Source organism: Pseudomonas sp. S2_B10 (assembly GCF_054668425.1).
Map to the genome: position 1 here is coordinate 2,493,970 of NZ_CP162768.1, position 13,052 is coordinate 2,507,021.

Genomic DNA, 13,052 nt, shown 5'->3' on the forward strand with positions numbered 1-13,052 from the left:
TTGCGCCCGGGGTCTGCGCGAAACATGCATGCCAGAGCTTCTCATCAGGCGTTTCGCGTACTAACCTCAGGCCATGCCCCTTATTGCCCAACTGCTGAGCGTTATTCTTCTGACTTGCCTGAGCGTCGCCGCTCGGGGGGAGAAGTTGCGTATTGTCACCGAGCCGTGGGCGCCTTACGTCTACGAACAGGGTGGTAAAAACCTCGGTCTTGACTACGAAACCACCGCCATCGTGTTCCAGCGCCTGGGCATTGAAGTGGAATGGCAGTTCCTGCCGTGGAAGCGCTGCCTGTCGATGCTCGAGACCGGTCAAGCCGACGGTGCGCTGGACATCTTTCACAGCGCCGAACGCGACGCCACTCTGCTCTACCCCAGCGAACCGCTGTCCGACGTCGAATTCGTGATGTTCTACGCCAACGAGCGGCCGCATCCATTCAACACCCTCGAACAACTCAAAGGCCTGACCATCGGCACCTCGCCGGGTTATCTGTACAGCCCTGACTTCAGCCAGTCGGACCTGTTTACCCGTGAGCCGGCGCCAACTCATGAAGCCAATTTCGGCAAACTGGTGCGCGGGCGGATTGACCTGCTGATTACCGATCGCCGCGTCGGTCAGCATTTGCTCGATGAGCTGAATATTCGCGATCTGATCACGGAAAACCCGACGGTTATCAGCCGTCAGAGCCAGTTTCTTGCAGTTCGGCGCAATGCCGGCATGGATTTGCTGGTGCAGCGTTTCGGTGCCGAGCTCAAGCGTTTCAAGCGCGAACCGGCCTACGCCGAGCTCAGCGCGCGCTACGGTGCCGCGCCTGTCGATAGCGCATCACTGCGCTCGGCCACGGCCAGCGGCGAAACCGTTGAGCAGCAGGAAAGCAGCGCGCAGTGATTGCTCTGTTATACTCCGGCGTTCCCGCCAGGCTCACGCCCGGACGCCCGGAACCGTAACAGGCCTCTCGACCCGCTACAGCGCAGCTTTCAGCCCGCGCGAGCGCTCCTGACGTGCCTTCGGAACCGCCGCTGGACCGGACGGGATTGCGTCCTCTTAAACGTGATTCGCGCCAGGCAAGACTCCCATTGGGCCAAGCCCTAACTAAAACAGGATTACTCATGTCCTTTGCTTCCCTCGGTCTCTCCGAGGCTTTAGTCCGTGCCATCGAAGATGCGGGCTATACCGAGCCTACTCCGGTGCAACAGCGGGCCATTCCCGCCGTGTTGCAAGGTCGCGACCTGATGGTGGCGGCTCAGACAGGTACCGGTAAAACCGGCGGCTTCGCCCTCCCGATTCTGGAGCGGTTGTTCCCCAACGGTCACCCGGACAAATCCCAGCGTCACGGCCCGCGCCAACCTCGCGTGCTGGTCCTGACCCCGACCCGCGAACTCGCGGCCCAGGTGCACGAGAGCTTCAAGATCTACGCCCGTGACCTGAAATTCGTCAGCGCCTGCATCTTCGGCGGCGTCGGCATGAACCCGCAGGTCCAGGCCATGTCCCGTGGCGTCGACGTTCTCGTCGCCTGCCCGGGTCGCTTGCTCGACCTCGCCGGCCAGGGCAGCGTCGATCTGTCCCACGTGGAAATTCTCGTTCTCGACGAAGCCGACCGCATGCTCGACATGGGTTTTGTCCACGACGTGAAGAAAGTCCTCGCGCGTCTGCCGGCCAAGCGCCAGAACCTGCTGTTCTCGGCGACCTTCTCCAAAGACATCACCGACCTCGCCGGCAAGCTGCTGCACAACCCGGAACGCATCGAAGTGACGCCGCCAAACACCACGGTCGAGCGCATCGAACAACGCGTGTTCCGCCTGCCGGCCAGCCACAAGCGTGCGCTGCTGGCGCACCTGATCACCGCCGGCGCGTGGGAACAGGTACTGGTTTTTACCCGCACCAAGCACGGCGCCAACCGTCTCGCTGAATACCTGGACAAACACGGCCTGCCGGCTGTGGCGATCCACGGTAACAAGAGCCAGAACGCGCGCACCAAAGCCCTGGCCGACTTCAAGGCCGGCGAAGTACGCATTCTGGTTGCCACCGACATCGCTGCCCGTGGCCTGGACATCGATCAGTTGCCGCATGTGGTCAACTTCGAGCTGCCGAACGTCGATGAAGACTATGTGCACCGTATCGGCCGTACCGGCCGCGCCGGTCGTTCGGGCGAGGCGATCTCGCTGGTCGCGCCGGACGAAGAAAAACTGCTGAAAAGCATCGAGCGCATGACCAAGCAGAAGATTGCCGACGGCGATCTGATGGGCTTCGACTCCAGCACCATCGAAGCCGAGAAGCCGGAAGCCCGCGAGCGTCCGGACATCCGCAACCCGCGCAATTCCCGTGGCCCGCGTGGCGACGGCCCGAATGGCGGCGGCGGTGGTGGTGGTCGCAAGGACAAAGGCAAAGACAAGGGCAAGGAAAAACCGGCCGGTGAACGTGGCGAGCGCCCTGCCCGTCAGCAGAAACCGCGCGAAGGCACCCCGAGCCGCGAACAGCGCCCGAGCCAGCCACCGCGTGCAGCAGCTGACCGTGCCCCGGACGAGTTCCTCGACGACGATATCGATAACTTCGGTAACCGCGTCGACTACGTGCCGAAAGCCGCTCCTGCCGGCGGCCGTGGCCGTCGTCCGGGTGCACCGGCGCAAGGCGCTGGCGCACCCCGTGGCGGTCAGCCCCAGGGTCGCCAGAACGGTCCGCGCAACAGCAACGGCTCGAGCACCGGCACACCACCGGCCAAACGCAGCGGCCCGCGCAATGGCGCACCGCGTGATGGTCAGGGTCGTCGCGACGAATCCGCGCCGCGCAACCGCCGCCCGGCCCGTGACGATCAACCTCGCAGCGAACCGGCCGTGCAGAACCCGCGCAGCAACGGTCCGAAGATCATGCACAAGGAATCGAAAGCAGACCGCTTCCCGACGCCTGAGCAGCTCGATCAACTGCCAAGCCGCCCGCGTGGCGAGAAACCAGCACTGCTGACCCGCAATCGCTGAGTTTCATACCGTCATGAAAAATGCCCCGACTCGAAAGAGCCGGGGCATTTTTTTACCTCGATTATCTCTGCCACACCGCAATACCCCTTTGGGAGCGAGCCTGCTCGCGAAGGCGGCGGGTCAGCTGCATCTATGCCGATTGACACACCGCTTTCGCGAGCAGGCTCGCTCCCACAAGGAATAGCGTGTTGTGGCAAAAAAAACGCCCCCGGCCTTTCGACCGGGGGCGTTTTCATGTGGCGGCGAAAGTTATTTCGCTTTCACACCTTCAAACGAAACATACAGCTCGACCGCATCGGACTTCGGACCGAGGTCTTTCTGCTTGCCGAAATCGGAACGCTTGATGGTGGTGGTGCCTTCGAAGCCGGCACGGTAGCCGCCCCATGGATCCTTGCCTTCGCCCAGGAAAGTTGCCTTGACGACAACTGGCTTGGTCACGCCCAGCAGGGTCAGGTCGCCGGTCACGTCAGCGGTGTTGGCACCGGTGGACTTGACGCTGGTGGACACGAAGGTAGCCTTGCCGAACTTGCTGGCGTTGAGGAAGTCAGCGCTGGCGATGTGCTTGTCGCGCTCGGCGTGGTTGGTGAACACGCTGGCAGTGTTGACGTTGAACTCGATCTTGCTGTCTTCAGGCTTGGCAGCGTCGAAGCTGAACTTGCCGTCGATGTCCTTGAAGGTACCGGTGATGTAGCTGTAGCCCAGGTGGCTGATCTTGAAGTCGACGAAGGCGTGCTGGCCTTCCTTGTCTACTACATAGTCAGCAGCCATTACGTTGGCGGACAGCACGGCCGAGCCGATTGCCAGAGCGGCCAGAGTCTTTTTCAACATGCTTTCTTTTCCTTTGAGTCGAGGTTGAATTTCAGGCTTTGCGACCGAGCATTCGAGTGAGGGTCGCATCACGATCGATAAAGTGGTGCTTCAATGCTGCCAACGCATGGAGACCGGAAAAAATTACCAGTGCCCACGCCAGCCACAGATGAATCACCCCAGCGGTATCTGCCTGATCCGGTAGTCCGGAGAGCAGAGCAGGGACTTCAAACAGGCCAAACACCGGGATCCCGACACCGTCTGCGGTGGAAATCAGGTAACCGGCAATCATCACAGCGAACAGCGCCAGATACAGAAACCCGTGGCCGAACTTAGCGCCGATACGGGTCATGCGGCTGTAGCTTTGCAGCGTTGGCGGCGGTGGGCTGATGAAGCGCCACAGCACCCGCAACACCATCACACCAAGCAGCACCAGACCGATGCTCTTGTGCAGATCCGGCGCGTCTTTGCGCCAAGTGCTGTAGTAATCCAGCCCAACCATCCACAGACCCAGTGCAAACAGCCCGAAGACCGCCAGCGCCACGCCCCAGTGCATGAAGATGCTGACCCAACCATAGCGCGAAGAAGAGTTACGTAGCTGCATTGCCCAAATCCTGTGAGAACTGCGAACCAAGACTAGCGAGTTATCTATCGAATTAAAGCGGAAAATTTTGCTTTGAAATATCGATAAATACGATCAAGAGTCTGCGAGCGGGGTGTTAAGGAAGGATTAAAGGCGATTCCTGCGTAGAGCGCTTGTACAAATGAGGGGGGCTGCATTGACCATCGTCATCTCTGCACACGCATACGGCGAAACTCGACCCTGATAACTATGTACCGCTGATGCGCAATTCAAACCTGCTCGAATGATGCTTCTTTTCATTATTCAAACAGGCACGAAAACATGGCTCTGCGATATACGCCCTTTCAAGCAAGTGGTTCTTCTGTACTGCCGCCCAATCAAACGATGTCTGCGGGCCAATTCCTGCAATCCGACAACGGTCGATTTCGTCTGATGCTGCAAAGCGACGGGAACCTCGTGCTCAAGGACGGTGAGGCGATCATCTGGATCGCCGACGCCAATCAACCTTACAGCGCAACTTTGCACCCGAAGAAGATGCGCGAGCCGCTGCAGTTTGTGATCAGCAACAGCGGCTTTCTTTATGACCCCTCCAGGCGACGATTATGGATCGCGGAAAGCACGCACAGCACCGACAAGTCGCTTTGGTACAACACATACATGACTGTGCAGGACGATGGAAACCTGGTGATTTACGACCAGCGCACGGGCAGTCTGCGCTGGGCGCGTTTCGGTTTCATTCCCGGGCGCCTGCGCAAACCCAAGCAAAAGTGGCTGAGGAAACTGCCGAACGGGACAGAATTCTTCAAGTGGGAGTTTTGACTGACCAGCCATTCATGGCCGATCAGTTATGGAGTACTGCCGGCGGTTGCAGGCATTCGGCACTGTAGGGGTCTATGTGGCACTTGTGCGCCAGTTCAGAACCATAGCCGCCGGGGAAAAATTGCCCGTTGCTACATCCGGAAAGTGCAATCAAAACCAGTATCGCGATAAGCGTTTTCATAGCATGCCTCCAATTTTTTCCAGCATAAAATTGGCGCGCTGGCAGCCGCTATCACCTCATTCCGAGCATCTTGTGGGAAGGCTCCGGTACGCCGGTAAGTCCCGTAACCGGATGACGAAGGACTGAAACGCAGGGCAAAAAAAACGCGACCCGAGGGCCGCGTTTTCATGTGAACAAAGCCTTACTGCGCCTTGGTCTCGGTCGTTGCAGCAGGCTTGGCCGCTGGCTTCTTCGCCGGTTCAGCCTTCTTCGCCGCCGGTTTGGCCGCCGGCTTTTTCGTTTCGGTTTTTGCCGCCGGTTTCTTCGCCGCTGGCTTGGCCGCTGCTTTTTTCGCCGGCTCGGCTTTTACCGGGGCCGCTGGCTTCGGTGCTTCCACCGGCGCTGGCGCAGGTGCCGGGGTCGGTGCAGGCGCTGGAGCGGCCGGAGCAGGTGCTGGCTCTGGCGCTTTCACAGGCTCTGGCTTCTTCTCGTCATCCGAACCGCCGAACAGGTTGCTGAAGAAGTTGCCCTTCTTCGCCGCTACCGCACCCGCCGCGCCTGCCGCAGCTGCAGCCGGAACCACTTTGGCCGGTTCGAACGACTTGCCTGCCGCCAGATCTTCAACCTGGCTAGCCGCGCGCTGGCCGGTGCGCAGTGCGCCTTCCAAGGTGCCCGGGTACAAGGTGTCGGTGTGTTCGCCGGCGAACGCTACGCGTTGCAGCGGACGTTCCCACAGGCGCCAGAACTTGCTGATCTGCCCCGGGCCGTAAGCCAGGTAGGCGCCGCCCATCGACGGATCGGTGCTGTAGCGACGGATTTCATAACCGGTGAACGAGCCACGGGCCTGTGGGTAAAACGCGTGCAGACGGATCAGCACCTGATCGACCATCTGCTTGTCGCCGAACGCCTGCATCACACGGGCGTTATCGCCGGACAGGTTGATCACCACGTTGGCGCCGCCCTTCAGTGCCGGTTCGATCCAGAGCATGCCCAGACCGGTATTGCTGTAGATCTCGCCGGACATGCGCGATTTGCTTTCCCACACTGGCGTCTTGAACTTCAGCATGATCTGGTCGCGCCAGCCGTAGTTGGTGCCTTTGATCGCCGCCAGATGCTGGGCATCCAGCGCCGGGGTCAGGGCGATCTTGTTCAGCGCGCGCAGCGGTACCGCCAGCACAACGTAGTCGGCCTGATAGCCGACGCTGCCGACTTTGACGGTCACACCGTCCTTGTCCTGGATGATGGCCGAGACCGGCGAGCTGGTCTTGATGGTCTTGATCTGTTTGACGAAGGCCTGGGCCAGGACCTGGCTGCCGCCGACCAGACGCGAGGCGCGCAGGTCGCGGTCGGAAACGCCGCGATAGACGCGGTTCTGCTGAGCGAAATACAGCAGCGACAGACGCGAAGGTTCGTCGTAGTGGGTGCGGATGTCCTGGTTGATCAACTGACGCGCGGTGGCCGGCAGGTTCTGCTTGTCGAGCCAGCTCGATACGGTGATCTGGTCCAGTGCATGCAGGGTGGCGGTCGCTGCCGGGTTCTGCGGGTCGTCGATCGAGCGCGCCAGATCGTCGAGGGTTTTCTGGTAGCGCTTGAGCGCATCGGCGGTGGCTGGCTGCTTGGTGGCCAGATCAGCGGCGGAGAAATAATCGCCGTCGATCAGATAGCCCGGGGTACGGACGAATTCCGGCGCCGGCGTGGTGCCGAGCTTGAAGGTCGAGACGTACTTGTTCAGCACCGGCTGAGTCTTGTCGTTGCCGATCCACTCGCTGGTGGCCATGCCCGAGCGCCCGCCCAGGCTCGGTTTGGCTTCCAGCAGGGTGACCTGCCAGCCTTTGTTCTGCAGTTCGTAAGCAGCGGTCAGACCCGACAGGCCGCCGCCAATCACGATCGCGGTTTTATCCTTGGCCAGCGCCGTAACGCTGAACAGCCCCAACATCACCAGCGCACAGGCGCGCAGCCAACCGACAGACATTCAGCGAACTCCGGAAAAACATGTGGGAAAAAGCAGTTTTGCGAGTCAGACGACTCAAAGAACCGCGAAGAATACGTTAGCCATCAAAACGCCGCCAGCGACGTCTATCGGCTCAGACAAAGTAGTTCAATCGACACAATGGGTTGTTCCCGCGCGATGCATTGCATAGGCTTGCGCGATTGTTTGCCCGCGCCTGACGCGAGCCGCCTCGAGGAGACTGTAAATGGGCCTGAATAACCAGTGGATGCAACGCGATCTCGCGGTGTTGTGGCATCCCTGCACCCAGATGAAAGACCACGAACAGCTGCCGCTGATCCCGATCAAGCGCGGCGAAGGCGTCTGGCTCGAAGACTTCGAAGGCAAGCGCTACCTCGACGCAGTCAGTTCCTGGTGGGTCAACGTGTTCGGCCACGCCAACCCGCGCATCAACCAGCGCATCAAGGATCAGGTCGATCAACTCGAACACGTGATCCTTGCCGGTTTCAGCCACCAGCCGGTGATCGAGCTGTCCGAGCGCCTGGTGAAGATGACCCCGCAAGGCCTGAACCGGGTGTTCTACGCCGATAACGGCTCGTCCTGCATCGAAGTCGCGCTGAAGATGAGCTTTCACTACTGGCTCAATCGCGGCCAGCCGAACAAGAAGCGCTTCGTCACCCTGACCAACAGCTATCACGGCGAGACCATGGCGGCGATGGCGGTCGGCGATGTGCCGCTGTTCACCGAGACCTACAAAGCGCTGCTGATGGACACCATCAAAGTGCCGAGCCCGGATTGCTACGGCCGGCCCGACGGCATGAGCTGGGAAGAACACTCACGCAATATGTTCGCGGCCATGGAACAGACGCTGGCAGAGAATCATGACAGCGTCGCGGCAGTGATCGTCGAGCCGTTGATTCAGGGCGCGGGCGGCATGCGCATGTATCACCCGGTGTACCTCAAGCTGTTGCGCGAGGCCTGCGACCGTTACGGCGTGCACCTGATCCACGACGAAATCGCCGTCGGCTTCGGCCGCACCGGAACGATGTTCGCCTGCGAACAGGCCGGCATCCGCCCGGACTTCCTCTGCCTGTCGAAAGCCCTCACCGGCGGCTACCTGCCGCTGGCCGCGTGCCTGACCACCGACGAGGTCTACAGCGCCTTCTACGACGACTACCCGACCCTGCGCGCCTTCCTCCATTCGCACAGCTACACCGGCAACCCGCTGGCCTGCGCTGCGGCACTGGCGACCCTGGACATCTTCGAGCAGGACAACGTCATCGCGAACAACCAGGCGCTGGCTCAGCGCATGGCCTCGGCGACTGCGCATCTGGTGGATCACCCGAACGTCTCCGAAGTGCGCCAGACCGGCATGGTCCTGGCCATCGAGATGGTCAAGGATAAAGCCACGAAAGAGGCCTACCCTTGGCAGGAGCGTCGTGGCTTGAAGGTTTTCCAGCATGCACTGGAACGTGGTGCGTTGTTGCGGCCGCTGGGCAGCGTGGTGTATTTCCTGCCGCCGTATGTGATCACCCCGGAGCAGATCGACTTCCTCGCCGAAGTGGCCAGTGAAGGTATTGATATTGCTACGCGTGACAGCGTCAGTGTTGCGGTGCCGAAAGACTTCCATCCGGGATTCCGCGACCCGGGCTAACCGTAATTTCTCGTTCCCACGCTCCGCGTGGGAATGCAGCCGGGACGCTCCGCGTCCCAAAAGCGGACGCAGAGCGTCCGATGAGGCATTCCCACGCAGAGCGTGGGAACGATCTAATCTGAGAGACCCGAAATGAGACTGTCCCGCTTCTTTATCGACGCCCCGCTGAGCACTGGCGAACACGAACTGCCGGAGGCCCAGGCGCATTACATCAGCCGCGTGCTGCGCATGGCCGAAGGCGATGCGGTGCAGTTGTTCGACGGTTCCGGCCATGAGTTTCGCGGATCGCTCGTCGAAGTCGGCAAGAAGCGCGTGGTCGTGCAGATCGACGAGCAGTTCGCCGGGCAAATCGAATCGCCGCTGCAGATCCACCTCGGCCAGGGCCTGTCCCGGGGCGAGCGCATGGACTGGGCGATTCAGAAAGCCACTGAACTGGGCGTGACGCAAATCACCCCGATCTTCAGCGAACGCTGCGAAGTGCGCCTCAAGGACGAACGCGCCGACAAGCGCTTGCTGCACTGGCGCCAGGTGGCGATCAGTGCCTGCGAACAGTGCGGGCGTTCACGGGTGCCGGTGATTCATCCGCCAGTGTTGCTGGCGGACTGGCTCAAGCAGACTGAAGCCGAATTGAAACTGGTGCTGCATCCGGTCGCAGAACCGCTGGTCAGCCATGCCAAACCGGCGACGCTGGCGTTTCTGATCGGACCGGAAGGTGGGTTGACGGATGGCGAAGTCGAGCAGGCCAAAGGCAATGGCTTCCACGCCGCCCGCCTCGGCCCGCGCGTGTTGCGCACCGAGACCGCGCCGGTGGTGGCGTTGGCGGTGGCCCAGCAACTGTGGGGTGATTTCTAAGGCCCCTTCGCGAGCAGGCTCGCTCCCACATTGGATCTAGGGTGTTCACAAAACCAGAGTTCACTGAAGATTTATTGTGGGAGCGAGCCTGCTCGCGAAAGCGGTGTTTCATTCAACGAAGGTGTTGGCTGACCTGACGCCTTCGCGAGCAGGCTCGCTCCCACAGGGATTGCATTTACAGGACGTAAAACAGAATCGCCACAAAGTGCAGCAGACTTCCCGCGATCACAAACAGATGCCAAATGCCATGGGCATGCCGCAGGCGGTGATCCAGGGCAAAGAAGATAATCCCCACCGTATACAAAACCCCGCCCGACGCCAGCCAGGCAAACCCGGCCGTGCCCAGTGCGGCAATCAGCGGTTTGACCGCGACCAGCACGATCCAGCCCATCACCGCGTAAATCACGATCGACAGAATCCGCGCCTCGGAACGCGGTTTGATCTCTTGCAGGATGCCGATCAGCGCCAGCCCCCAGACAATCCCGAACAGCGTCCAGCCCCAAGGCCCGCGTAACGTCACCAGGCAGAACGGCGTGTAGCTGCCGGCGATCAGCAGGTAGATCGAGAAATGATCGACCTTCTTCATGATCGCTTTCTTGCGCCCGCGCACGCTGTGATACACGGTCGAGGCGCTGTAGAGCACCAGCAAAGTGAAGGCGTAGATCGCCACGCTGACAATCTTCCACGGACTGCCGTCGAGGCTGGCAATCACCAGCATCCACACGCCGCCGATAAACGCGGCGATGGCCCCGACCAGATGGGTCCAGGCGTTGAGTTTTTCCCCGTGATACATGTATTGCTCACCTCACATTCGTTACCGCAGCGCGCAAGGCTCGGGCCTTGAGCGTAAAAGCGCAATGTTTCTGTTCAACCTCGCCTGCGCGGCCCGCGGGAATTGGGCACAATCGGCCGATACCAAAAAGAGTCCGCGCCATGCTGATCGACGAAGAATTGACCCTGAAAAAACTCGAGGTGTTCCTCGCCTTCATGCGCACCGGCAACCTCGCCCGCGCTGCCGCCGAACTGCAGACCAGCAACGTCAGCGTGCACCGCGCCATTCACTCTTTGGAAAACGCCCTGCGCTGCCCGCTGTTCAAACACGAAGGACGCAACCTGACGCCGCTGGAAAGCGCTTATGTGCTGGAAGAACGTGCGCAGAAGCTGATCAACGACGTCGTCGACAGCGTGCGCCTGACCCGCGAAGCCGCCGGGTTCTCCGCCGAGCGCTTCAAGCTCGGCTCGCTGTATTCGCTGACGGTGAAGACCGTGCCGCAGCTGATCATGGGCCTGAAAATCCGCCGCAGCGAACTCAACATCGACCTGATCCTCGGCTCGAACATCGACCTGCTCTACAAGCTGAAAAACATGGAAGTCGACGCGATTCTGGTGTCGCTGGACGACAGCATCAACGATCCGGATTGCGAGCAGATTTCGCTGTTTTCCGACGACATCTTCCTCGCCACCCCGGCCGATTCAAAATTCGCTCAGCGCAGTGAAGTCGATCTGGCGGAAGTGCGCGATGAAACCTTCATCACCCTGACCCAGGGCTTCGCCACGCATCAGGACGGTGTGCGGGTATTCAAGCAAGCGGGGTTCGAGCCGAAGGTGGCGATGCAGGTCAATGACATCTTCACCCTGCTGAGCATGGTCAGCTCAGGGGTGGGGTACGCCTTGTTGCCGGGGCGGATTGCGGCGGTGTACGAGAATCGGGTGAAGCTGATTCCGTTGCAGGAGAAGTACCGGTTGCAGCAGCACATTGGCGTGGTGTTTCTGAAGGCCAAGGAGCGTGACCCGAATTTGCTGGCGTTGTTGGCGGAGTGTCGGATGTATGCCAATCGGCAGGCTGGGGTTTAGATCAAGATCAAAATCAAGAGCTACCCCCTCACCCCAGCCCTCTCCCCCAAGGGGTAGAGGGGGAAAGGGAGCAGATCGGGGGCTTTTTCAGAACCTGAGTTCGACTTAGAAATTTCAGGTCGATGTATAACGCCAGAACAACTCGGTCAGTCCCCTCTCCCTCCGGGAGAGGGTTAGGGTGAGGGCAGCTTAAATTGACTAACCCATCAACCCGCGCATCGCCAGAAACAACAGCGAAGGCCCAAGCAGACACCCGAGCGCGGTGTAGAACGCCGCCGTCAGGCAACCGTACGGCACCAGCTTCGGATCGGTGGCCGCCAGACCTCCGGCAACGCCGCTGGAGGTGCCCATCAACCCACCGAAAATCACCGCGCTGCGCGGATTGTTCAGGCCGATCATCGGTGCCACGAACGGTGTCATCACCATCACCAGAATCGCCTTGATCAGCCCCGCCGCAATCGACAGCGCCATCACTTCGGAAGTGGCACCAATCGCCGCGCCGGTCACCGGGCCGACAATGTAAGTCACGGCACCCGCGCCAATGGTGGTCAGGCTCACCGCATCGGTGTAGCCGAACGCCATCGCCACGCCGACCCCGGCGACGAACGAGGTGCCAACGCCGACAAACAGCGCCAGCACACCGACGAATCCGGCGCGTTTGAGCTCATCGACACTCACGCCAAACGCCGTCGCCACAATCGCGAAATCCCGCAGCATCGCACCGCCGAGCAGGCCGATGCCGGACAGCAGGGGAATATCCACCACGCCTTTTTGCCCACCGGTCAGTGCGCCGCCGATATACGACAGCACCAGCCCGAGCAGAATGGCGATCGCCGAACCGTGCAGACGGCCCTTGGTGAAAGTGTTGGACATCCAGTAGGACACCCACATGGTCAGGCCGACAATCAAAAAGCCGCTGATCAAACCGTAGCCGGTGATCACTTTCATCATTGATTCGTACATGGCGATTACCCCGCATTCTTGGCAGGAGCAATCGGCGTCTCTTGCTTGTTGCCCATGCGCGTCAGCACCGGCACCAAGGCAAAAGCGATCACTACGGCGAGGGTGCCGGCAAGAATCGCCATCGGGCCGCCCTTCAGCGCACCGTAGACATTCTGCTGTGCGGCCATGGCGACCACGATGGGAATGTAGATCGCACTCCAGAACTCCACGCCCTGCTCGGTCTTGCCCTTGAGCCAGCCGCTCTTGTAGAGATAGCTGCCCAGGCCGATCAACAGCAGCATCGCAATACCGACACCGCCGACGTTGGCCGGCACGCCGATCAGCTTGCCGAGCAGTTCACCGACCCAGATACCGACCAGCGTGCAAAAGGCGAGAAATGCCACACCGTAAATAATCATTGTTGTAGTCCTCAAAGTGCATCGTCGAATGTTGTTTTTGTTGT

General features: G+C 60.5%; 12 protein-coding genes. 6 read left to right on the forward strand and 6 right to left on the reverse strand.

Annotation, left to right across the window (positions count from 1 at the left end):
• The first annotated feature begins 73 nt into the window (after nucleotides 1–73).
• A complete protein-coding gene (locus AB4O45_RS11185) occupies nucleotides 74–886 on the forward strand; it encodes a substrate-binding periplasmic protein (protein WP_252868412.1) in 813 nt (270 codons plus the stop codon).
• Nucleotides 887–1,107: 221 nt separating this feature from the next.
• The gene (locus AB4O45_RS11190) at nucleotides 1,108–2,970 is read left to right on the forward strand and encodes a DEAD/DEAH box helicase (RefSeq protein ID WP_016772767.1); all 1,863 of its coding nucleotides are present in this window, start codon (nucleotides 1,108–1,110) and stop codon (nucleotides 2,968–2,970) included.
• A 249-nt stretch (nucleotides 2,971–3,219) separates the two neighbouring features.
• Here the strand turns inward: AB4O45_RS11190 and AB4O45_RS11195 are convergent, their stop codons facing one another.
• Together AB4O45_RS11195 and AB4O45_RS11200 are read right to left on the reverse strand one after the other, a co-directional pair.
• Nucleotides 3,220–3,798, reverse strand: a complete 579-nt coding sequence (locus AB4O45_RS11195) for a YceI family protein (protein WP_039757580.1) — start codon at nucleotides 3,796–3,798, stop codon at nucleotides 3,220–3,222.
• A gap of 31 nt (nucleotides 3,799–3,829) precedes the next feature.
• The gene (locus tag AB4O45_RS11200; protein ID WP_041476792.1) at nucleotides 3,830–4,381 is read right to left on the reverse strand and encodes a cytochrome b; all 552 of its coding nucleotides are present in this window, start codon (nucleotides 4,379–4,381) and stop codon (nucleotides 3,830–3,832) included.
• A gap of 300 nt (nucleotides 4,382–4,681) precedes the next feature.
• On the opposite strand from AB4O45_RS11200, the gene llpB reads away from it, so the two are divergent.
• Nucleotides 4,682–5,179 carry a lectin-like bacteriocin LlpB gene (llpB, locus tag AB4O45_RS11205; protein WP_353188107.1) on the forward strand — a complete coding sequence of 166 codons (498 nt, stop codon included), beginning with the start codon at nucleotides 4,682–4,684 and terminating at the stop codon, nucleotides 5,177–5,179.
• 362 nt (nucleotides 5,180–5,541) lie between these two features.
• On the opposite strand, the gene AB4O45_RS11210 is transcribed toward llpB, so the two are convergent.
• On the reverse strand, nucleotides 5,542–7,311 hold the full coding sequence (locus AB4O45_RS11210) for a flavin monoamine oxidase family protein (protein WP_236167701.1): 1,770 nt from the start codon (nucleotides 7,309–7,311) through the stop codon (nucleotides 5,542–5,544).
• A gap of 223 nt (nucleotides 7,312–7,534) precedes the next feature.
• Between AB4O45_RS11210 and AB4O45_RS11215 the strand changes: the two genes are divergently transcribed.
• The gene (locus tag AB4O45_RS11215; protein WP_252877042.1) at nucleotides 7,535–8,941 is read left to right on the forward strand and encodes an adenosylmethionine--8-amino-7-oxononanoate transaminase; all 1,407 of its coding nucleotides are present in this window, start codon (nucleotides 7,535–7,537) and stop codon (nucleotides 8,939–8,941) included.
• A 132-nt stretch (nucleotides 8,942–9,073) separates the two neighbouring features.
• Entirely contained in the window at nucleotides 9,074–9,793 is a 720-nt protein-coding gene (locus AB4O45_RS11220; protein ID WP_056786439.1) for a 16S rRNA (uracil(1498)-N(3))-methyltransferase, read from the forward strand.
• 175 nt (nucleotides 9,794–9,968) lie between these two features.
• Here AB4O45_RS11220 and trhA read toward each other — a convergent pair whose 3' ends face one another.
• Entirely contained in the window at nucleotides 9,969–10,586 is a 618-nt protein-coding gene (trhA, locus tag AB4O45_RS11225) for a PAQR family membrane homeostasis protein TrhA (RefSeq protein ID WP_039757573.1), read from the reverse strand.
• Nucleotides 10,587–10,726: 140 nt separating this feature from the next.
• Between trhA and AB4O45_RS11230 the strand changes: the two genes are divergently transcribed.
• Nucleotides 10,727–11,647, forward strand: coding sequence for a LysR family transcriptional regulator (locus tag AB4O45_RS11230; RefSeq protein ID WP_122881817.1), 921 nt, complete (start codon nucleotides 10,727–10,729; stop codon nucleotides 11,645–11,647).
• Between the two features lie 198 nt (nucleotides 11,648–11,845).
• Here AB4O45_RS11230 and madM read toward each other — a convergent pair whose 3' ends face one another.
• Together madM and madL are read right to left on the reverse strand one after the other, a co-directional pair.
• Nucleotides 11,846–12,610 carry a malonate transporter subunit MadM gene (gene madM, locus AB4O45_RS11235; protein WP_236167703.1) on the reverse strand — a complete coding sequence of 255 codons (765 nt, stop codon included), beginning with the start codon at nucleotides 12,608–12,610 and terminating at the stop codon, nucleotides 11,846–11,848.
• A gap of 5 nt (nucleotides 12,611–12,615) precedes the next feature.
• The gene (gene madL, locus AB4O45_RS11240) at nucleotides 12,616–13,008 is read right to left on the reverse strand and encodes a malonate transporter subunit MadL (protein WP_460161400.1); all 393 of its coding nucleotides are present in this window, start codon (nucleotides 13,006–13,008) and stop codon (nucleotides 12,616–12,618) included.
• Nucleotides 13,009–13,052 lie beyond the last annotated feature (44 nt).